Source organism: Streptomyces sp. NBC_01261, from assembly GCF_036226385.1.
GTDB lineage: Bacteria > Actinomycetota > Actinomycetes > Streptomycetales > Streptomycetaceae > Streptomyces.
Window position 1 is genome coordinate 11,287,606 of record NZ_CP108463.1, and the last position, 20,396, is coordinate 11,308,001.

Annotated in this window: 14 protein-coding genes and 5 pseudogenes; 9 read left to right on the top strand and 10 right to left on the bottom strand. The window is 68.9% G+C overall.

Going from position 1 to position 20,396, the window contains the following annotated elements:
* Positions 1 to 2: 2 nt before the first annotated feature.
* From OG226_RS50125 to OG226_RS50140, 4 genes are all read right to left on the bottom strand, one after another.
* Positions 3 to 1,130 carry a hypothetical protein gene (locus OG226_RS50125; protein ID WP_329353032.1) on the bottom strand — a complete coding sequence of 376 codons (1,128 nt, stop codon included), beginning with the start codon at positions 1,128 to 1,130 and terminating at the stop codon, positions 3 to 5.
* A gap of 15 nt (positions 1,131 to 1,145) precedes the next feature.
* A complete protein-coding gene (locus tag OG226_RS50130) occupies positions 1,146 to 2,654 on the bottom strand; it encodes an FAD-dependent oxidoreductase (protein ID WP_329353034.1) in 1,509 nt (502 codons plus the stop codon).
* Positions 2,655 to 2,834: 180 nt separating this feature from the next.
* Positions 2,835 to 3,062: an integrase core domain-containing protein gene (locus OG226_RS50135; protein WP_329353739.1), complete on the bottom strand. Its 228-nt coding sequence runs from the start codon at positions 3,060 to 3,062 to the stop codon at positions 2,835 to 2,837.
* A gap of 358 nt (positions 3,063 to 3,420) precedes the next feature.
* Complete coding sequence (locus tag OG226_RS50140) at positions 3,421 to 4,665, bottom strand: NAD(P)/FAD-dependent oxidoreductase (RefSeq protein ID WP_329353035.1); 1,245 nt, start codon at positions 4,663 to 4,665, stop codon at positions 3,421 to 3,423.
* 523 nt (positions 4,666 to 5,188) lie between these two features.
* On the opposite strand from OG226_RS50140, the gene OG226_RS50145 reads away from it, so the two are divergent.
* Both OG226_RS50145 and OG226_RS50150 read left to right on the top strand, forming a co-directional pair.
* Positions 5,189 to 6,124, top strand: a complete 936-nt coding sequence (locus OG226_RS50145; RefSeq protein ID WP_329353036.1) for an AfsA-related hotdog domain-containing protein — start codon at positions 5,189 to 5,191, stop codon at positions 6,122 to 6,124.
* Between the two features lie 164 nt (positions 6,125 to 6,288).
* Entirely contained in the window at positions 6,289 to 6,870 is a 582-nt protein-coding gene (locus OG226_RS50150) for a DUF4383 domain-containing protein (RefSeq protein ID WP_329353038.1), read from the top strand.
* Between the two features lie 131 nt (positions 6,871 to 7,001).
* Here OG226_RS50150 and OG226_RS50155 read toward each other — a convergent pair whose 3' ends face one another.
* Together OG226_RS50155 and OG226_RS50160 are read right to left on the bottom strand one after the other, a co-directional pair.
* Entirely contained in the window at positions 7,002 to 8,057 is a 1,056-nt protein-coding gene (locus OG226_RS50155) for a MerR family transcriptional regulator (RefSeq protein WP_329353039.1), read from the bottom strand.
* Positions 8,054 to 8,521: an SRPBCC family protein gene (locus tag OG226_RS50160; RefSeq protein ID WP_329353041.1), complete on the bottom strand. Its 468-nt coding sequence runs from the start codon at positions 8,519 to 8,521 to the stop codon at positions 8,054 to 8,056. Before OG226_RS50160 ends, OG226_RS50155 begins: the two co-directional genes overlap by 4 nt.
* Between OG226_RS50160 and OG226_RS50165 the strand changes: the two are divergent.
* The 3 genes and pseudogenes from OG226_RS50165 to OG226_RS50175 all read left to right on the top strand — a co-directional run.
* Positions 8,486 to 8,947, top strand: a pseudogene (locus OG226_RS50165) (SDR family NAD(P)-dependent oxidoreductase); the annotation flags it as partial. The gene OG226_RS50160 and the pseudogene OG226_RS50165 overlap by 36 nt on opposite strands.
* 134 nt (positions 8,948 to 9,081) lie before the next feature.
* Positions 9,082 to 9,357: pseudogene (locus tag OG226_RS50170) on the top strand (DUF2071 domain-containing protein); the annotation flags it as partial.
* A 97-nt stretch (positions 9,358 to 9,454) separates the two neighbouring features.
* Positions 9,455 to 9,685, top strand: a complete 231-nt coding sequence (locus OG226_RS50175; RefSeq protein ID WP_328675063.1) for a DUF2071 domain-containing protein — start codon at positions 9,455 to 9,457, stop codon at positions 9,683 to 9,685.
* Between the two features lie 38 nt (positions 9,686 to 9,723).
* On the opposite strand, the gene OG226_RS50180 is transcribed toward OG226_RS50175, so the two are convergent.
* Positions 9,724 to 11,061, bottom strand: coding sequence for a glycosyltransferase (locus tag OG226_RS50180; protein WP_329353043.1), 1,338 nt, complete (start codon positions 11,059 to 11,061; stop codon positions 9,724 to 9,726).
* A 177-nt stretch (positions 11,062 to 11,238) separates the two neighbouring features.
* Here OG226_RS50180 and OG226_RS50185 point away from each other — a divergent pair, with 177 nt between their 5' ends.
* Positions 11,239 to 13,314 carry a glycosyltransferase family 4 protein gene (locus OG226_RS50185; protein ID WP_329353044.1) on the top strand — a complete coding sequence of 692 codons (2,076 nt, stop codon included), beginning with the start codon at positions 11,239 to 11,241 and terminating at the stop codon, positions 13,312 to 13,314.
* Between the two features lie 334 nt (positions 13,315 to 13,648).
* A complete protein-coding gene (locus tag OG226_RS50190) occupies positions 13,649 to 14,239 on the top strand; it encodes an RNA polymerase sigma factor (protein WP_329353046.1) in 591 nt (196 codons plus the stop codon).
* Positions 14,240 to 14,374: 135 nt separating this feature from the next.
* Here the strand turns inward: OG226_RS50190 and OG226_RS50195 are convergent.
* Positions 14,375 to 15,084 (bottom strand): annotated as a pseudogene (locus OG226_RS50195) (IS5 family transposase); the annotation flags it as partial.
* A gap of 278 nt (positions 15,085 to 15,362) precedes the next feature.
* Between OG226_RS50195 and OG226_RS50200 the strand changes: the two are divergent.
* Complete coding sequence (locus OG226_RS50200; protein ID WP_329353047.1) at positions 15,363 to 16,544, top strand: eCIS core domain-containing protein; 1,182 nt, start codon at positions 15,363 to 15,365, stop codon at positions 16,542 to 16,544.
* Positions 16,545 to 17,080: 536 nt separating this feature from the next.
* Here OG226_RS50200 and tnpA read toward each other — a convergent pair.
* Positions 17,081 to 17,473 (bottom strand): annotated as a pseudogene (gene tnpA / locus OG226_RS50205) (IS200/IS605 family transposase); the annotation flags it as partial.
* A gap of 83 nt (positions 17,474 to 17,556) precedes the next feature.
* Between tnpA and OG226_RS50210 the strand changes: the two are divergent.
* A pseudogene (locus tag OG226_RS50210) lies at positions 17,557 to 18,592 on the top strand (RNA-guided endonuclease TnpB family protein).
* A gap of 365 nt (positions 18,593 to 18,957) precedes the next feature.
* Here OG226_RS50210 and OG226_RS50215 read toward each other — a convergent pair.
* Positions 18,958 to 20,394 (bottom strand): PE-PGRS family protein, encoded by a 1,437-nt coding sequence (locus OG226_RS50215; protein ID WP_329353048.1) that lies wholly within the window; start codon positions 20,392 to 20,394, stop codon positions 18,958 to 18,960.
* Between the last annotated feature and the right edge of the window lie 2 nt (positions 20,395 to 20,396).

The window sequence follows — 20,396 nt, forward strand, 5'->3', positions numbered from 1 at the left end:
TCTCAGGATCGCACAGGCTCGGTGGTCCGTCGGGACATGGTCACGCGGAGTACGGCCGCGATGAGCCCGGTTGCGGCTACGGCGCACAGCATGGCGTACCACAGGCTGCCGATCGGCGTGCCCTGCTCGGTGATGCCGTTGGTTGCCGCGAAGTAGGCCGGCAATGCGACCAGCCAGAGGACGAGGTGCACGCCGAGGTACAGCGCCGGATAGATCCGCGCGAACAGCGGCGACGCCACCGGAACCGGATCCGTCCCCCGCGCACGCCAGGCGTCCGCGAGAAGGTAGAGGCCGACGATCCAGACCACTGCGAGCTCGGCACCGAGGATGGCCTGCTGGATCCCGAGGTGGTCCCCACCACGGAAGAGGTTGCTGGGGATGCCGGCGACCGCCATCGCCAACGGTGTCAGGGCGCCGGCGGCCAGGGTACGCAGGCTGGTCTGCCGGCCGGTGAGCGTGCCCCGGCCGTCCTTCGCGCCGACCAGTCTGACGACCAGGTAGGTCATCGCGCCGAAGGACACCGAGGCGAACAGGAACATGCTGTTCATCGGGACCGAGGCGAGCGCCGGCTTGTTGATCATCTTGTTGCCGGGGTTCCAGGCCCACCATTTCAGCTGAGGTCCGAGCTGATCGAAGATCTCGTAGAACGCCTGGCAGGTGAACGCGACCGCCAGCGAACCGAGAAGGGGCCCACGTCGCGCGAAGACGCCGAGAGTGCGGACCACCTCGTAGGCGAGCTGCGACAGCGCCGGATAGAAGGCCACGATGTAGAGCGGCAGCCGGTCGTACATGAACTGCACGGTGAACACGTTGTGGGAGAAAATGAACCCGACGTGCTTCTCCAGGCCGAACCAGCCCGGGAAGTAGAGCGGCGGCTCGATCACCGCCAGGTAGACGAGCGAGGCGAACCACAGAGAGATGTTGACCGGGTCGTTGTCGCGCCGCCACCGCCGCCACGCATGGACGAGCGCGAACACCGCACCGCCGATGATGAGCAGTTCGAGGAACGGCATGGTGCCGTTCTCGAGACCGAACGGATCGCGGAAGGTGACGATGGGATCGGCCCCGTGGCAGGAGAAGCCGAGCTTTCCAGCGAGGCGCTCGGCCGCTGCATCGCATGAAGAGCTCATTCCTTGCCCCTCGGGTCAGTCATTGACGAGGTCGGTCTCGGCGTACGGCGAGCTGCCGGCGCGGGTGTGGCCGGTGAAGTCGGTGCCGGGCGGATCCTGCTGGTCGTCGAATCCGCCGGGCACGACCGTGCGTCCGAGCAGCTGACGCAGCTTGTAGCGCGCGACGCCGAACCAGAACCGCACGTCGGTGGTCATCTCCCTGAGTGACATGTCGAGGTTGAAGACCTGGGCGAACGTCCGCTCGACGTAGGCGTCCTCGCGGCTCGTGGCGTTGATGGCGTTGAAGACCGGCCAGCTGAGGCGCGCGGCCAGCTTGCGGCGCCAGGGAGCGACGACCTCACTGCCGGTCGCGAAGTCGTATGCCTGGTCACGTGCCATCGCGAGCATCCAGGGCACGTCGAGTGACTTCTTCTGACGGGCGAGGAATTCACGGAAGAAGGCGAGGTCGAGGACGTCGTGGCCGTGCAGCATTTCGGCGAGGATGAGCGAGGAGCGGGCCGCCGAGCTCATCCCCTGGGCGTAGAACGGGTTGAACGCGCAGATCGAGTCACCGACGCAGACCAGCCCGAGCGGGGGCTGGTCGAGCAGGTCGAAGCGGCGCCACTTGTTGCCGGTCGCACGAGTGAGGTGCACCTCGGAGGTCGGAGTGCAGGCACGTGTCGCCTGCCCGAAGGACCTGGCCCGCACGCGGTCCACCGCGGCCTCGAAGGTGTCGACCTCGCGCGGCATCCGGATGCCCCACGCCCCCATGCACACGATGGCGCGGTTCCCCTCGATCGGGAAGAAGTTGCTGAGGAACTCGTGTTCCTCGGGATGGTCGCCGGTGTCCTGGGTCGGGGTGATGACCAGGTGCTTCCACCACCACGACGGTGGACGCAGGTCGGCGGGCGGCAGGTCGTACCACCGCGACGTGTAGGTGACCTTGGCGTCGAGCGTCTTCTCCGGCGCCGCGGGCCATCCCGCCGTGCTCAGCCAGTCGGCGACGGAGGAGCCGCGCCCCAGGGCGTCGACGACCAGGTTGGCTGACAGGTGGCCCGAGTCGTCGCCCGCGCGGTACTCGACTCCCTCGACGCGCCCGCGCGCGGTGCCGCCCCCACTGGCACGAAGTCCGGTGACGGTCACGCCCTCGCGGATCTCGATGGCCGGGAGCTCGCGGACCTTGTCGCGCAGGACCCGCTCGATGAGGACGCGGGAGCTGTAGAGCATCGTCATCGACCCGGCCTTGCGCGGGGCCCAGCCGTTGTTCTCGCAGTAGGCCGCGTCCATCGATGGCATCAGGCGCATCCCGCCCGCGGCGATCAGTGCCTCCTCGATCCCTGGAAAGATCTCGCCCATCGCGCGACGCCCGGAGTTGAGGAGGAAGTGGGGGTGCTTGCTCTGCGGCACGCCCCGCCGATGCTGAGCGTCGGGCGGGAGCCGGTCCCGCTCCAGGACGATCACCTCGTCGAAATGTCTCGCGAGCACTCCCGCTGCGCACAGCCCCGCCACGCTACCGCCGAGCACCACGGCCGTCTTCCCCCGCATATGCGCCCCATTCATACATGGCATGAGTGAATGTATGATCGGAGGGAAGGTAACAGGTACGGTCTGAACGTGCCACCCTTACCGCGAGACGCTTGGTCGGGCAGAGGGACCTCCCACGGTCCAGGCGAGGTACCGACCGGCTGGGGCGCCCGCGTTGCCTTTGATGGTGGACGCCGGTTGTCATGCGGCGGCGGTCAGCGTAGTTGATCGCTGTTCGTGGGTGATGGGGCTGATCTGGCCGAGGCGGGAGTGCCGGCGGCGGGTGTTGTAGCGGGTCGCCCATCGGAAGACCGCGGGGTGGGCCTCGCTGGTGCCGTTCCAGCGTTTGGGGCCCTGGAGCGTCTTCCGCAACCTCCCGGGCAGCGACAACACAACACGCCACCACTGCCACCGAATCACCGACCCTATGCCTGACCAGCGAAAACTCCGCCTTCAGATTCGGAACGACAACAACCACTCTGCCGAGCCGACGCGGTTGCTGCCGCTCGCAGACCGGACGTCGGCCGGGCCGGCATCGACGCGGCAGATCTGTGCGACGGCTGTGCATACCGTCCCGGCGACCGCGCGGGGGAGCGGGTCTGTCCTTTCACCACCGGCTACTGGTCCTTCGCCCACCGGCATCGCGTCCTGCTCGCCGCCGACCGGCGCACCGCCCGTGCCGTCCAGGGACCGGACCGGCTCCGAAATCTGGAGGAGGTGCCGAACGCCGAATAGCGCTGGGACCAAGAGGTGCCGTGAGCCTGGCGCGCGGGCCGTCCCTGCCGGTTCAGCGCAGGTCGGAGGCCACCTCCCGGGCGGCCCGCGCCCCTGAGGCGAGTGCGCCCTGTACCGAGCCGGTGGCCCGGTGGTCGCCGCAGACGTACCGCGCGGCGGCCAGCCGGGTACGGCGGCTGAGGGGGAGCCCTGGTTCCATGGCCGGCAGTGCTCCGGCCACCGTTCGGACGGTGAGCAGGTCCCAGCCCGCCGTGTCGGTCTCGTAGCACTCGGCGAGTGCGGTCCGCGTCGCCTGCTCCCGTCCCTCGCGGTCGTCGCCGAGCACCGAGGTGGCGACCAGCGCGTACCCGCGCGGCGCGTATCCGGCGTGGACCTCGCTCAGCACGACGCTGTTGACGAAGCGCCGTCGGACATCCGTCACGAGGGTCGGCTCGCGCAGTGGTGAGCGGGACGCGAGGTGGTAGTAGGTGGTGACCGTTCGGTACGGCGGCACGGCCAGGCCGGGTCCCAGCCGGGCCGCCGTAAAGGCGTCCGTGGCCACGACCACGGTCCGCGCGGGCACCGTTCGCCCATCCCCGAGGAGAGCACCCTCGTCGGTGAGAGCCGTCACCGGCGACTCCAGTGCGACCGTCCCAGGTGGCAATGTGGACGCCAGCAGTTCGGGTACGGCCGCCACGCCCGTCGCGGGCAGGCAGAGCGTGCCGCGTGCCATGCTCCGCCACACCAGGTGGAAGAACCTGCCGGAGGTCGCCAGGTCCTCCTCCAAGAACACGCCGGACAGGAAGGGACGGAAGAACCGTTCCACGAAACCCCGGCTGAAGCCCGCCGCTGCCAGCGCCTGCCGCGTGGAGGTGTCGCTGGAGCGCCGTACCAGCGCTGCGGGGGCCAGTGCGTCGAAACCGGTCAGTGCCGCCAGCGCGGCCAGATCACGTGGCCTGGCCAGGCCATCGATTACGCTGCGCAGCGCTTGCCGAGGTGCGCGCGTGGGGTCGGCGAACCGCAACCGCCGTCCGCCGTCATGGACCAGGAACCCCGGTGTGAACGCCCGCAGCCGCAGCTCCCGGAGCGGAAGACGGGCGCGCACCTGGGGGTAGGCGGTGTTGAAGACCTGGAACCCCCGGTCCACCACACAGCCTTCCACCCGGTCGGTCCGCATCCGGCCACCTACCCGGTCGCCCGCCTCCAGCACCCGCACCCGCAGCCCCAGCGCGCTCAGATCGTGCGCACAGGCCAGCCCGGCCAGGCCGGCGCCCACCACGACCGCGTCCCACCGCTGAGATGTCCGCCCACCGGTCAACCGTCGCCTCCCGTCCGGCGTGCCTGACAGGGCAGGCACTCCTGATCACATCCATGGTCACCTCTCCTTCCGGCTCACGCAGTGCCGCGGATGCACAGGCGCCCGGGATGGGACCGACCGCCGGCCGTGACCACGCAGGGCCGCCGCCATCTCGGAATCTGTGGTTTCTTGATCCCTCTTACGGCCGTTCCGCCGGTGTCCCGCGCGGGTCGTGCCTCACCCGGCGACGCGGGTCCCGGTTCCGGCGGTGGCTTGTCGCCGAAGCCGAAAAGGCATCGGAATCGTCCTCCCAGCAGCGTTTCCGAAGCCCACGTTCAGCGCCTCGCGGCGACCATCGTCAAGCCCAACGGGATGCTCCCGCGGACGTGCGCGGAACGGTGGCCCGCTGTGTCTGACCCGGTCGAGCGCGTCTCACCGAGAAGGTGGAAAGAAGCCGCACGGTGTGCATCCGTCAGCGCCGTCCGGTGAGAAGACCCAGTGCGGTGCGGTCGAAGAGGACCTGTCCGCGAAGCGAGGAGGCCTCATGCCTGACAGCGCAGCGCCCGAGGCACCGGGATTCGGAGCCGCTTCTCCCGGAGTGTCCCGGACCAGGTGGGTGACAGGCCCGGAAGGTGTGAACGGTGAGCTGACCTGGCGCACCCTGGGACTTGAGACGGTGGCCTGCATGCTGCTCGTCTCGCTGCGCCGGCTGGGAGACCGCTCCTTCGAGGGGCATTGCCAGTGGCCGCGGTTGCACCCGCTGAACGAGCGCGCCAATGTTGTGGAACATCATCCACTGATCGTCGTTGAGTCCACCCGACAGATCGCCGCGGCTGTCCAGCACGGGCATCTCCGCACCGGAGGGGAGCGGCAGTTCGCGGCGGTGTCCGTGAGCCTGGGACTGCATCCGGGCGCGCAGCCCTCGGAGAGCGGCAGCGTCACCCATGTGCGTGTCCGGGTGACACTGAGCGACCTCGTGCCGGGCGGTGGTGCTCTGGCCTCGTTCCGCATCACGGCTGAGTACCTCCATGCGGGGCAGGTGTTCGCGACCTGCACGATGACCTGCGGGCCGCCCGTCCCGGACGGCGGTGAGCCTCTTCTCGCAGCGCCGGGGTTCGGGCTGCTGCATCCCAGCGCGGCGGCGGTGGGCGCGGTCGCCGACGCGGATGTGCTGCTCGCCCGTGGACCACAGGGCCGACTGGTGGTCGTTCCGCGCGACCCGGCTCACCCCGTTCTCCTGCCGGGCCGACCGAGCCGTCTGACCGCGCTGGCTGTACTGGAGGCCGGGCGGCAGGCCGTCCTGCTGTCCTCCGGCATGACGTCCCGCGCTGTGGCGGGGCTGCGGGTGGACATCCGGTCCGCGGTACCGGCCAAGGGAGCGACCGTCGCCGTTGTCTCGGATCACCTGGGAGCACGCTTCGCCCTGACCGCCGTCGGCCGGATCGTGGCGACGGGCACGGTGAGTCTGCGGCGGTCGTGAAGTGCGGAGTCCGGCTCGTGGGCTCGACCCGGGGGCCGGCCGGTCGAAATTCCGGAGGAGCGCAACCGTATGGTCGTTTTGCCGCGAATACCCTTTTGGGTGGTCGGCTCGGAGGCTGCTCCACGGAAGTCCGCGACGCGTTCGCGCATCGGAAAGGATTCGCCATGAAACTGAGCGACGAGCTGCCTGTGGACCATCAGCTGACCACGGTCTACCGGTACGGCGCCGCACTCTGCGGACTCACCCTGCTTGTCTTCGGCATCCTCGGATTCGCCGATGAGCTCAGCCCGTTCAGCACCCACGGGCACCACATCGCCGGCATGTCGACCAACGGACTGCTGAGTGTGATCTCCGTCGTCGTGGGCCTGGCGCTCATCGCCGGCGGCATCGTCGGCGGAAACCTCGCCTCGACACTCAACATGGTGATCGGAACGCTCTTCCTCCTGAGCGGGTTCGTCCACCTCTTCATCCTGGACCGGTCGGCCAACGTCCTGGACTTCGGGATGACCAACGTCCTGTTCAGCTTCATCATGGGGTTGATCATTCTGACCTTCGGCATGTACGGGCGCGTATCGAGCAAGCTGCCGCACGACAACCCGTACTGGCGTCGTCGGCACGCCCGTGAGGCCGCCCGCGAATCCCTTGCGGTCCGCCGCCGGGGCCACGAAGAGAGGCCGTCACTGCCCACGGGCGGCGCGAGTGCGGGGCGGGCGCTTCCCACGACGGACGCGCAGCGCGAGGGCTGATGACGTGAGAGACCCTGCTGGTTCGTCGTCCCCGCCCTGCCGTGCCGCGTCGGGTGGCGACGACGAACCGGTGGAGCCGGATCGTGTCGCGGACAGCGCGCACCCCGGCAGCAGGCTCGGGTGACGCCGATTCAAGGGGTGGGCGATGTCGCGAGGCGTTCGTCATCGAGCATGAGGAGCGCTTCCTGCAGCCCCTGCGGGCGCAGCAGACCGGAGTGCTGCGCCCGCCGCCAACCGGGGCCCGTGAGCAGTACCCGGCTCTGCGTGCGCGCTCCGCGGACGCCCCAGCGGGTGGCGGCGACATGGTGGGCCAGTGGGACGCTCGCCGTCGACGTGGACTGCGACCACAGGACCACGGCACTCGGACCGACCCGCTGCACCGCGGCCACCAGTGCTTCCGCGGGGACATCGCCACCGAGCATCAGGGTGGGGACACCCCGCTCCGCGAGAACGGCGGTGAGTGCTTCCAGTGGGAGCGTGTGCTGTTCGCCGGGCAGACAGGCCAGAATCACGGGCGCCGAGCGCGAGGACTTCTGAGCGGCAACGGCACTCACGTAGAGATGACGGAGGGTCGCGGAGATGTTCCAGGACAGCAGGTGCTCCACCTCCACATAGCGCTCGCCCGCCGACTGCCACTTGCGCCCCACGGCCTGGAGGGCCGGAGCCAGGATCTCCTCCCACGTCACGACCAGTCCGTGCCTGCGCACTGCCGAGGTGAGCTGTTCCTGCACGGCGGCGCCGTCCAGCCTCACGGCCGCGCGGGCGAGGCCCTTGCACTCCTGCCGCACGTTTCCCAACGGCAGGCCGCTGCCGGACCGCGAGGCGTACGGGGACGCAGAGCCGGCCTCCGACGGAGTGATGGCACCACCCGGGGGCCCGGCAGAAGGGGCGACTTCGTTCCCGGCGTCGCGTCCTTCACTGTGGTCCTTGGCCACCTTCGCCGCCTCGCCCGGCGGGATGCCGGAGGCTGTCAGACGGCACATCTCAAGGACCATGGCGACATCGTCGGAGGTCCATCTGCGGTGGCGGCCCTCCGCTCTGGTCGCAGGGCCGAGGCCATAGCGGCGGTCCCAGGAACGAAGCGTGGTGGGAGACACGCCCACCCGTCTCGCGAGGGAACCGGTGCTCACCCCGGCCTCCGGCGGCAGCACCGCATCCGGCTCGGCCACGTCGATGTCGCCGGTCACTGGGGGTGACCTCCACCCGAGGGCGGCACACGCAGGGCACGGTCAACCGCCTGGGGCAGGCGCTCGGACACCTCGTCCCCGAGCCGGTCGAACTCCCGCTTGAGCAGCGGAGTGGCCAGCCGGGCCAGTCCGTTGAATTCGATGCGCGCCCGGTAGGTCAGCCGTGTCCGGCCGTCGTGCTCCTCGAAACGCATGTCGTCGGTCGAGGTGGCGGTCTTGTTGCGTCCTACGAAGGTCAGGTGATCGGCGTCGAAACGGACCAGACGGTAGAGCAGTTCGGTACGGCGGCCCCGGAACTCCGAGACGTTGTGCCACTCGCATCCCACCGACAGACCTCCGGTGCCGACCCGGTCGCAGGTGATGGTGCCCGGATCCCACAGCTCGGCGTTCGAGAAGTCCGCGAGGAAGCCCACCACGTCGCGCAACGGATGGTCCAGTGTCATGACACGCTCGACTTCGATCACAACTGCCTCCGCTTTCGACATCCGGCCGCCGGAACACACGCTGGTTCCGGCATCTTCCCTTCCGTGCCGCCGCAGCCGACGGATGCATCAGTGCGCGATCGTTCAGAATCCGTCCTCCCGGGTTGCACCGGTGTAGATGTCGCCGCCTTCGGATCGGCCGGTGAGGTCGACGACGCGGTGGCCGAGCACGTGACGGCCGTCAACGCATTCACCCCGATGGCGTTTCTGCGTGCCGCTTCGGACCAGGTGTCCGAGGGCGGCGTCCTCGCCGCCGTCACCGGGGTCGCGGCCGAGGATGCACCCGCGGGGATGGCCGACTACGCTGCCGCCAAGGCGGCGCTGGCCACCTGGCTTACGGCGGTCCGCCGCTCGCAGAGGCGCAGGCGTGTGACGGTGCTGGAGATCAACCTGCTCCACATGGACACCGGTTTCGCCGCCCGCGCCGTCGTGGGCGAAGCGCCGCCGCTGCCCGGGGGGCTCCCCGTCCGGTGCGGCGCGTGCTCTTCCGGCAGAGCTGGCGGGACCTGGTGTTCCTGTACTGGGCTGCCGATCCGTTCGAGGTGGCCCGGCTGCTGCCGGCCGGCACCGTGCCCGACCTCCAACAGGGGCGTGCGTATGTCGGCCTGGTCTTCTTCCGCATGGACGACCTCGCGTTCGGACGGACGCCGGCGCTGCCGTATCTGGGGAGCTTCAGCGAGGTCAACGTCCGTCTGTACAGCCGTGATGCCGTGGGTCGGTGAGGTGCCGTGTTCCAGTCCCTCGACTGCGACCGTCTGCTGCCGGTGCTGACGGCGCGATGGGCTTTCGGCCTGCCCTATCGGTGGTCCCGCATCAGCAGCAAGTGGTTCGACAGCCGGTTCCTCTACAGCACGAGGCGCCGCGGTGGCGGCCGTTCGGGGTCACGGGTGTGGATCGACGTGGGGGACAAGGCCCGTGGCGGCCGGGCCGCTGGAGGAGTTCGTCACCCAGCGGTGGGGGCTGCACGAGCAGTTCCTCGGCCGTACCTACTATCTGCCCAACGCGGACCCCGCCTGGTCGTTCCGCGAGTGCGCCCTCCTGGGGTGGAAGGACGGCCTGATCCCGGCTGCGGGCCTGTCGAAACCGCGGGGGAGCCCGTCAGCGTTCTGTACGCCCCTGCTCGGCTCCGGCTCAGCGCTCTCCTGACCCGCCGCGGAGCCTGCCGCGGTGCGACGACACCGGGATCAGCTCTGCGTCGTCCGACGGTTCATGGCGGCCAGCAGTGCACCGGCCGCCCACCGGGGACCGCGCCGTCCAACAGACGCGGCCAAGCTGGAGACGCGTGGCTCCAGGGTGGTCCACACCGTTTCCAGAGCGGCGGGGACACCGGCCGGCGGCAAAGTGTTCGGGTCGAGCACCACACCGGCGCCCGAGCGCTCCGCGTCCCACGCCACGGAGAACTGGTCGCTGGAAAAAGGCAGCACCACCGCGGGTACGCCCGCCCGCAGGCACTCGGTGAAGGAATTGCTGCCACCGTGATGCACCATGGCGTCCACGTGGTCGAGCAGCGCACGCTGCGGTACCGAGCGCGCCAACACGACCCGGTCACCCGCGAGATCGGCCAGTGCCCCAGTCCGCTCGCCCGCCGCCACTACGACAGACACGTCCCGCACTCCTTCCAGCAGTCCGGTGACGATGGTGCGCAGGACATCGTCACGCGCGGACAGGAACGTGCCGAGCGCGACGAGGACGAGTCGCCCACCGCTGGTGCGCAGGCCCTGGAGACGCGCGGCCCATTCCACGTCGAGGGGGTCCGGGTCGGCGGCCATGTGCCCGGCGAACAGGCGAACCGGCCCTTGCGGGGGCGTCGGCAGCCACGGGAAGGGCGGGTAGGCGTAGACGACCGCGAGTGGAGAGCTGAGGGCGAAGGCCCTGCCCGGGGCAGGCCGGGAGGGCGCGTGCCGCCGAGCGAAAGCTGCGAAGAGAGCGGTGAAGGCCTCGTCGTTCCGCCGCGCCGCGGTACGCAGCTTCGACAGACCCCGGGGGTCGGGGCGCAGCACGCTGGGCCAGGCGTAGGGGACACCGAAGTAGGCTTCGGGGCCGGCGAGCACGTAGCTGGGATGCCCGGGGCAGAAACTCGCGTAGGGCAGACCCAGGCAGTGCAGTGCCAGGGTGACCGGGTAGCTGAGCTGGTCCACCACGTACCAGTCGGGACGCAGCGCCCGGTCGATCGAGCGCAGCGCGTCGAGCACGCCGTCCGGGTCCGCGAGCATGTCAGCGCGGCGGTGACGGGCCTGAGTCAGGAGCGCGGATACAGCACCCTCCCTGGTGGAGTCGAGGAACTCCTTCAGCCTGGCAGCCTCCTGAGCGTCCTGCTCAGTCGCCTCGGCCACCCCGGTGTTGGCGTTGCGCGTCACGGACAGCGGCACGAAGCCCACCCCCGCCTGCCGGGCCAGGTGCTCGAACGCCGGCGCACAGGCGAAATACACGTCCGCCCCGTGCAGGCCCAGGGCGCCGGCCAGGACCGACAACGGCCGGGCGTGGGACATGAACGGGGGACTGACGACAACGACACGCGGCATGGGCACCCTTCGGCCAGACGTCTTCCGTCCTCGACCGGTCAGAGCGAGGCGAGCGCATCGTAGGCGACGTCCGGCCAGGCCGCCCCTGTGTCGATGATCACCGGAGAGAGACGCATCCATAAGGCCGACACTCCCGGAACCACATGGGTCAGAGCCGTACCCGAGACAGGAGAGCCCATGGCCGGCGCCGCCTTCGCACCCGCTTCGGTGCCCCACGACCCTCGACGTCCGGCACACGCGGGCCACGGAGACCACGACGCCCTGGTGGCCGCCCGTACCGCGTTCTTCGACGGCTCCGGACGGACCGGACAGGCATCCTCGCCCGGAAGGCGAGGCTCCACCCCCGCCCCGGACGAGCTGGCGCGGCTGTTGAACGCCGAATACGGACGGGGACCACGGGCCCTGTCGCTCGGGAACGATCCCGGAGCCACCCGCCAGGACGCGGCGGTGGCGGAGCTGCGTCGCGCTGCCCGCCTCTGCACACCTCTGACCCCGGAGGCACTGCTTGCGCACCGCGACGGCAGCCCGAGGCTCATCGCGGCTCTCACCGAAGTGTGGCCGGATACGGTTCGCCGGCATGGCTCCCGGCACGCGGAAGGGGTATTGCGCACGGTCCTCACCGATTCAGTGGACGGACCGGCGGCGGGCTGCCTGCTCGACCTAGCGGTGGGCTCCGGGCTGCACCCCCTCACTCCGGCCGAGACCGCCGCGCTCGCGGAGAAGAGCGCCCATCGAGCGGTGCGCCACTCCGCCTGGCGGTATCTGCACCAGACGCCGGAGGGCTCGGCCCACCTGCCCGACCCGGGCCGAGCCGCAGACGCCTACGAGCGGCTGCTGCTGGCGCCGCCGGTGCCCGTGCTCGGCCCGGACGAGGACGGCCCGTCGGGCCAGGTGGTTGCCCAGACCATGCTGCTGGGCCGACTGGACTCTCCGGGGCAGGGGATGAGCGGAGGACTGGCGGTGCTGCTCGGAGATCTCGGCGACAGGCTCGCCGAGACCGACGGGATCGCCGGCGTGGTCACGATCGTGGTGGCCGCGCACGACGACTTGGCGGTGGACTCTCGGCTCGTCCACCAACGCGGTCCGGGCCACTGGGTCCTGCGACTTCCCGTGGACGCGCCCACGCCACCGGCCCAGCAGGACATGCACCATCACCGCCCCGCACTGACCTGGTGGTCGACCCGCCTGCTCGGTGGGATGGCGCGGCCTGTGGACGTCCTGCATGTCAGGTACGCCGATGACGGCAGCCTGGCGCTCGCCGAGGCCGCCGAGCGCCTGGGTGCCGCGCTGATCTTCACGGCCACGCCCGATCCGCACCGCGATCTTGCCGCACGCCACGCCACGAGCGACCCGGCCGACCCCACGGCGGCGGAGGAACTCCGGCACGATCTGCATCGGGTCTTCGTGGCCGATCGCCTGGTGGCCCGTGCAGGCGCGGTCGTCGGCATCCCCGGACGTGGAGGTACGGAGGAACTCGTCCGCCACTTCCCCTGCCTGGTCCGGCTCAACGCGGGAGCCGGACCGAGCGCCCCGCCCGAGGGCATCGCCCCGTACCGGCCGGCGCCCAACGAGGACGAGCGGACGCACCGGGCGCTGGACATGCTCTATCGGGACGGAGCACGCCCGGACTCCCTGGACCCGGAGGACCGCGGTCTGCCCCTCCTGCTGTCCGTGGGCCGACTTCATCCGGTCAAACAGCAGGATCTCCTGGTCCGGGCCTGGCTTGCGACCGGGGGATACCGCACCACGACCCTGGTTCTGGTCGGCGGCAGCCCCGGCGCAGGCACGGCCGCCGAGGAGGAGGTCCGCCACCGCATCGACATGCTGCTGGCCGAAAGCCCTCAGGCGAGCGGCCGACTGGCGCTGCTGCCCGCCCTGCCGAACACTGAGGTACGCCGCCTCCAGCGTGCTCTTGCCCAACGTACGGCGGATGTGTGCTCCTGGTACGTGTGCCCCAGCGCAAAGGAAGAGTTCGGGCTCGCCGTACTGGAGGCGATGGACGCGGGCCTTCCCGTCGCCGGGCCTCGGCGCGGCGGCGTCGCGCACTACCTGCGTGATCAGGTCAACGGAATCCTGATCGACACGTCCGACCAGGCGGGACTGATGCGAGGCCTGAGGCGTGTCGCGGCCACATCCGTCGACGACCGACGTCGTTACGCCGCTGCGGGCAGGAAGCTGGTCGCCGAACGGTTCTCCGTCACACGTATGGCGGACGAGCTGGCCGACGAATACATCGCTCTGCGCAGCCGCTGAGGGGCGGGTCGGGTCGCAGACACCTGGGCGGAATCACGAGACGTGTCGCTCCCGCCGTACGGCGACGAGCGCCCCGCCCGGGCACTCTGCCACCGCACAGGGACACGCGGACGCCTGGGCAGGCGGCTCCGCTAGCCTCCGCACCCGCACGCCGCGCTACTCGGCGCGCTGGTCATGACTCCTGTCCGTGGCATCCAGGACTTTCGCCGGCCGCGCCGCCGCTTCGCTCATTTCGATGCAAAGACGATGCGAGTTGCCCATCTTGCATCGAATCCGCACCGTGGAGGAGACACAGTCGCTCTCGGCGACCATCAGGTCCAGCGAGGAGCCAGCCATGACGACCGCATTGCACATCAACGCGGAGATCGACGACAGTGCCCTCGTGGACGGGTTCCGGAACGGGGACGAGGCCAGCCTCGAAGCCCTTCATCGTCGATGGGGTCCTCTCGTGTACGCCCATGCCAGACGCTCGACGGGAGATGCGAGGGAGGCCGAGGACATCATGCAACTGGTCTTCTTCGCCGCCTGGCGGGGGCGAGCCGGATTCACGCCCGAACGCGGCACTCTTCCCGGCTGGCTCCTGGGTATCACCCGCCGAAAGATCGCCGATGCCCTGGCCGCCCGCACCCGGCGCACCGAGCTGGTCGACGCGGCGGCCGCGCAGCTGCTACTGACGGTGACCGACGAGGCCGTGCGACCGGAGGCCGTGCTCGACCGCGTCCTGCTGACCGACGAGTTGTCCCGGCTTCCCAATCACCAACGTCAGGTGCTGAACCTGGCCTTCTACGACGATCTCACCCAGACCCAGATCGCCGAACTCACCGGTTGGCCCCTGGGGACCGTCAAGAGTCACGCGCGCCGTGGGATGCACCGACTGGCATCCCGCCTCCAGCCGGACACCGGCCGCGAACGCGCTGCCCGATAACACTTGGGTTCAAGACGGATGGCCGGGCGGTGTGTCGCAGGTTCCCCGGTGCGGCGTCAGTGCCACACGGATGACGGGTACCGACGCCGACCGACTGTGGCCCGCATCCATGCCGGCGCCCTGTTGGACGGTGTCCTATGTGGTGAGGCGGATGAACCGCTTGTAGCAGCAGATGGCGGCGGCGAGGCCGAGGAAGGCCGCCAGGTAGTTGCGGGGATGGCGTTCGTCGCGGGGGCTGAGTCTGCGGTAGCCGGACAGCCAGGAGATCGTGCGCTCGATCACCCAACGGCGGCGGCCGAGCCGTTCGCCGGACTCGATGCCTTTGCGGGCGATGCGCACGCCGATACGCTTTCCGCGTAGCCATTTTCGCAGGTGGGGAATGTCGTAGGCCTTGTCGGCATGCAGTCGCCGTGGCTTGAAGTAGCGGCCGTTGTGGGGGTCGTGTCTCGTTTGGTGACCGGCCACCATGGGCCTCCGGCCTTGGCAGTCGTGGACGTTGGCGGCGGAGATGCCGACGACCAGGGGTAGCCCGTTCGCGTCCGACAAGATGTGCATCTTGGACCCCGGCCTGCCCCGGTCCACGGGGCTCGGACCTGCGTGTTCGCCCCCCTTTTTTTAGCGCGCACGTGGGCGGAGTCGAGCACGACGCGGGAGACGTCGATGAGGCCGGCGTCGTCGAGCCGGTGCAGTACTGCTTCGTGGAGGCGGCCCCAGACGCCGGCCCGCGACCAGGTCATGAACCGGCGGTGGGCCGTCGACTTCGATATCCCGAAGCACGGCGGCAGAGCCCGCCAGGCACAGCCGCTGACCAGCACGTAGATGATCGCCGCGAACAGCATCTCATCAATCCAACTCCATGTACCCAGCCCCATGAACGGACCAACGAGCATCACCACATAGGACACCGTCTACGCCGTGCGGTCGCTTTCCGGAGGCCGTCAGCGCGCGCCTGAACGTGCACCAGGAGGGCAGACAGTCTGTCCGGATGGACCTTGCCGCACCTGTCGCGATGACTTAGAACGAGACGAAAGCTTCCTTGCTGCTGGAGAGGACTTGCGTGCACTACCTCGGACATGGACAGGCTCGTAGTAACGGACTCCCGTCGCCCGCATCGCGTGCCGGCATGCCACGCGCAGGGCTGACGGGCGCCTGGCTGACGCACTTGCAACGTATCGCGGCCAAGGGAAGCGGGTCTGCCGACCAGGAGAGGGAGGACGCGGACCACGCGCAGGTGCAGCGCGCCGCAGTGGACAATGCCCTTCAGTCGCCGGCACGCCAGCTGGATCCCGGCTTGCAGACCGAGATGCAGGCGCGTTTCGACGGCGCCGACTTCAGCCGCGTGAGGGTGCATGACGGGCCTGCCGCGCGGGAGGCGGCGGCCATCGTCGAGGCCACGGCGTTCACTACCGGTCAGCACATCGTGGACGGCGGCGGGATGAGCCAGAAGGACTGGGCGCACGAGCTGGCACACACGCTTGACCAGGCGAAGGGGTCCGTCCCAGGCGTGGACAACGGCGCCGGTCTGAGCATCTCGGATCCGGGCGACTCCGGTGAACGGCACGCTGTCAACACGGCGGACCGGGTCATGCAAGGACCCGCGCCCATCCAGAGGATCGCCTCCGGGGAGCCGACCAAGGACGTTGAACAGCACCGGCACAGCCATGCCTGCGGACACGAGGTGCAGCGTGTCGCGACCGGTGCCGTCGCGGTACAGCGCACCCGGCGGGCCACTCGGGAGGACATGGAGGCGTCCCGGTCCGCCTCGGCGCTGACACGGAGCGCGCAGATGCTGCGGGCCCAGGGCAAGGACGACTTGGCCGCCAAACTGGAGGACCAGCTGGAAAAATCGCTTCCTCTTCCCATACAGGGGACGGTCGCGTTCGCGAACGACATGCTGGTCCAGCGGCGTCACGGCCGCCGGTACAAGCTCTCCCTCGACCTCTCGACAATGCTGTACTCGGCGTCACCGCACGAGGGTCGCAAGCAGTACGGGACCCCCGCGCTGGCGAACGGCAAGTACAACTTTGTGATCCCCGTCCGGAAGCCGGCCAAGATGATGGCGTCGCAAGTCGGCACCGAGTACGAAGAGGGACATTCCGCGCTCGCGAAGGCCAGCAAAGCCGGCGACGGGCACGTGTACTGGGCAGGTACGGCCGTGTTCACCGACGGCGTCCTGGAGAAGTGGACGAACGACAGCGGTCACTACAGGCCCACAGGCGATGATGCAGGCCAGGTGGCAGGCATCACGGGCGGTTTTCCGGTCGACAAATACAAGAACTTCGACGACCCGGGCGGGGCGGGCTGAAGTCTGCGCTGACGAAACGGCTGGACGGCGGCGGGTAGTCAGCGCTGTCCAGCCGTTATGGCTTTCCGCTCAGCCCGCGTCTTGGTCGTCGGCTGAAGGAGCTTCCCGATCGGCCGCCGTCCTCGGGGGACTCAGCAGACGCACAACGGCGGCGTTTCCCGCCAAGCGTTGCAGCGCGGCCAGGCGGTCGAGGACGTTGGTCTCCGGTGCGGCCCGCGCCGGATTGCGGCCCTCGCCCGGATCGCCCGGTGACTGCACGTCGCCTGAGTCACCACCGTCATCGAGCCCATCTCCAACTGGCCTTGCGGCATGTGGCAGTTCACGCATCGCACACCTCGCACTCGTGTAGTGCCACGAGCGTGGAACTCACCCCGCAACACGGGTCGTCGCGGCGCCGTTCATCCTACGGCGGGAAGATCGCGCTGTGCCTCCAGGGGTTCACCGGTTTGCGTTCAGCGGGATCTAGCGAGGAACCCTGGGGTGTTCACGCTCGGGAGGAATCGCTTTTCTGGATTGCTCTGACGTGCAGATCGCGTCGGACGTTTTTGCTGTTCGATGTATTCCTTGATGGCAGCCGACGGTGCTCCGCCGCTGCTCGCCGCGAAATATGAGGGTGACCGGAAGTGTGCGCCCCACAGGTAGTTGCGGATGTGGTCGGGGTGCTTCTGGCGGAGTCTGTGGGCGGAGACCCTTTTGAGGGAGCCCACCCGTTTGGAGAGGGAGACCTTCGGCGGGTAGTGCACGAGGAGGTGGACGTGGTCGCGTTCGCCGTTGAACTCGACCAGTTCGGTTTCGAAGTCGGCGCAGACGGCGCGCATGACTTCCTCGCAGCGTCGGAGGATCTCGTCCGTGGACGGTCCACGCCGGTATTTGGGCGTGAAGACCAAGTGTGCGTGGAGGGTGTACACGACCGTAGGGTCCCTGCGGATGTTGGGGTTTGGTTCCCGGCGCGGTGAGACAGATCACCGGGAGTACGACGCTCCGCGTGAAGATCGTCGTGAGGATCAAGCTGATGCCGGATGCCGTGCAGGCGCCCGCCCAGCGGTGCGACCCTGCACACGGTCAACGACCGTGCCAACGGGGTGTCGGAGGTGGCATTCGCTCGCGGTGTGCCGCGTGAGTACGCACTGCGCAACCACACCTACGCCGGGCTGAAAGCAGCCGGTCTCGGGGCGCAGGCCGGCGCAGCACACCATCAAGAAGGTGTGCGACGCCTACACCACGCTGCGGGCGAACCTGCGGGCGGGGAACCTCGGCAAGCCCGGTTCGAAGCGCCGGAAGAAGGCCGAGTCCAAGCCGGTCGTCTTCCGCTCCGAGGCCGCGCACCCGTTCGACGACCGGTGTTTGTCCTGGCAGTACGACGCGCAGACGGTCAGCATCTGGACCACGGCAGGGCGCCTGAAGAACCTCCGCTTCGCCTGCTCCACCGACGCCTCAAAACGTTCCGGGAGTACCGCAGGGGCGAATCTGACCTGATCGAACGTGACGCCGTGTTCTATCTGGTCGCCGTGTGCGAGGTTCCCGAGGCCGAGCAGTACGAGCCGGACAGCTTCATCGGCGTCGATCTCGGCATCGCCGACATCGTCACTACCTCCACCGGATACCGTGCCGCCGGTTACGGACTGAACCGGCACCGCAAGCAGCAACTCGACCTGCGCAAGAAGTTGCAGTCGAAGGGCACCAAGTCTGCAAAACGACGGCTGAAGAACCGGCGCCGCAAAGAACAACGGCACGCCGCCAACCAGAACCACATCATCGCGAAGAAGATCGTGACCGAGGCTGAACGCACCTCGTCCGGTGTCGCCCTGGAAGACCTGGGCGGCATCCGGCAGAGGGTACGGCTCCGCAAGCCGCAACGGGTCACGCTCCACTCCTGGGCCTTCCACCAACTCGGACAGTTCATCGAGTACAAGGCACGCCGGGCAGGCGTCCCGCTGGTGTACGTCGATCCGGCGTACACCGACCGGAATGCTTCCCGCAACATCGCCCAACGCGGCGAGGCTGTGTGGATTGCGGGGCGTGAGTCACGCGTCCCAGCACCTTCCTAGGTGCCTGGACGGAGGAGGGCACACCACAGCCAGTGGTGTCCTACCTCCAAGCCCGGTCGTTTACGGCGGAGTCAAGTTGACACCGTCTGTGACCGGCGGCGGCATCTGGCCACGTTCGGTGCGGCGTAGAGCGATGAGTTCCGATATCTGTGCGAGGGCCAGTCTGATCATGCTCAGGGCCGTATGGGCGGCGTCTGCCCAGGGTGGTGTGCGGCGCGGGCTGGATCGCCCGGTCGCTGGCAGGCTCGCCGCGGTGCGGCCGGCGGCGATCGGCTGATTCCTCGCTCCGTGCCTGGATGCCGGTACGGGGATGACGTCGGGCCCGGCGGCCGCAGTGCTCCTGCACGCCCGCGGAAAACAGGGCGCTACGTCTGGCGGGGGCCGACCAGTTCCCTGTACAGGGCTTCTCGTTCCTCGCTGCCGTCCTCGGTCTTCCCGAGTTTCTGCACCCACTCCTGGTTGAGTTCGTCGAGGAACGTGCGCCAGTCGCCGTCGTTCCGCTTCTGCGCGAAGTCGGAGAGTTCGACCAGGCGGGAGTTTTCCTTGAGCTTGCCCGCGCCGACCTTGTCGCCCTTGTGGCCGTGCAGGACGGACTCGTCGTTGGCGGTGGCCTCGCTGGAGGTGGCCTTGTGCTCGTAGCCGACCGGGCTCGTGGCGCCCGGGGCGAGAGTCTCGATACCGACCAGGAGGGAACCCTTCGTCTTCGCAGTGGGCTGCTGGAATACCAGCAGCATGTGACCCCAGGACCCGTTGGGCAGGATCACGTCGCCGTTCCAGTCGGCGCCGCCGAGACCGCCGCCCGAGATGTCCATGCCCATGAGCAGCGGTGGGTTCGAGCCCGCTTTGGAGAAGAAGTTCTTCACGGCGGCAGGGAGTTCGCCCTCCTCCTGAAACTTTCCGGGCTTCCCGTCCTTGTCCTCGGTGATCTTCGTACGGTGAGTTGCGAAGCCGCGGTGGGACACCGAGGGGCCGAGCTGGCGGGCCGGATCCTGGCCTTCCGAGTCCGGGGGGTGCGGGACCGGCTGGGTGGCGCCCAGGAAGTCCGTGAGGTCGTACGGCGACTGACCGTCGGTCAGGGCGGGGATGTCGATGACGACTCGGCCGCCGTGGGCCAGCGCCCGGATGACGTCCTGCCCGTGGTCGTCCACGTGGGCCTTCTGGCCGGCGTCGTAGAGCTTCAGACCGTTGCGGAGGATCAGCAGCACCTTGGTGAGCATCTCCCGAGCGTCCTTGTCCTTGGGCGCCCAGGCCCGGGTGGAGTCCTTGTCCGCGTCCGGGTGACGCCGCTCGGCAGGGATACCGGCCGGGTGAAGGGTGTCCACGGCCGTCTGCCGGATCTGTTCGTACGCCTCCCGTTTCATCTCCTCCTTCACGTCGTCGGGGATGTTGGGGGACTTGGTCGTCATGAACCTGCCCAGGGTGTAGTCCGGGTGGCTCGGGGGAGCCGTCATCGCCTCGACCATGTGCGGATGCTGCTTCTTGAAGGCCAGCGTGGCGGTGAGTACGCGTTTCCCGGAGGAAAGCTTCATCCAGTTGTCGAACCGGCCTCCGACGTATTTCTCGGCCTCCTGGTACGTGCCGATGCCGACCCTTTCGAGCCACTTCGGGTTGAGCTCGGACAGGTGCTGGATGTCCGCCAGCTCCTGGTCGGTGAACGGCTCACCGAGCTTCACTCGCCGGTCCAGGGTGCGGCGCAGCTTGGGCTCCCCCTCGACCATCCACTCCTCGGGCCACCAGGTGTTGGGGGCGAGCCAGCCGATCTTGATCTTCTGTAGGACGGTGTGGTCGGGGATTGACTTCATCA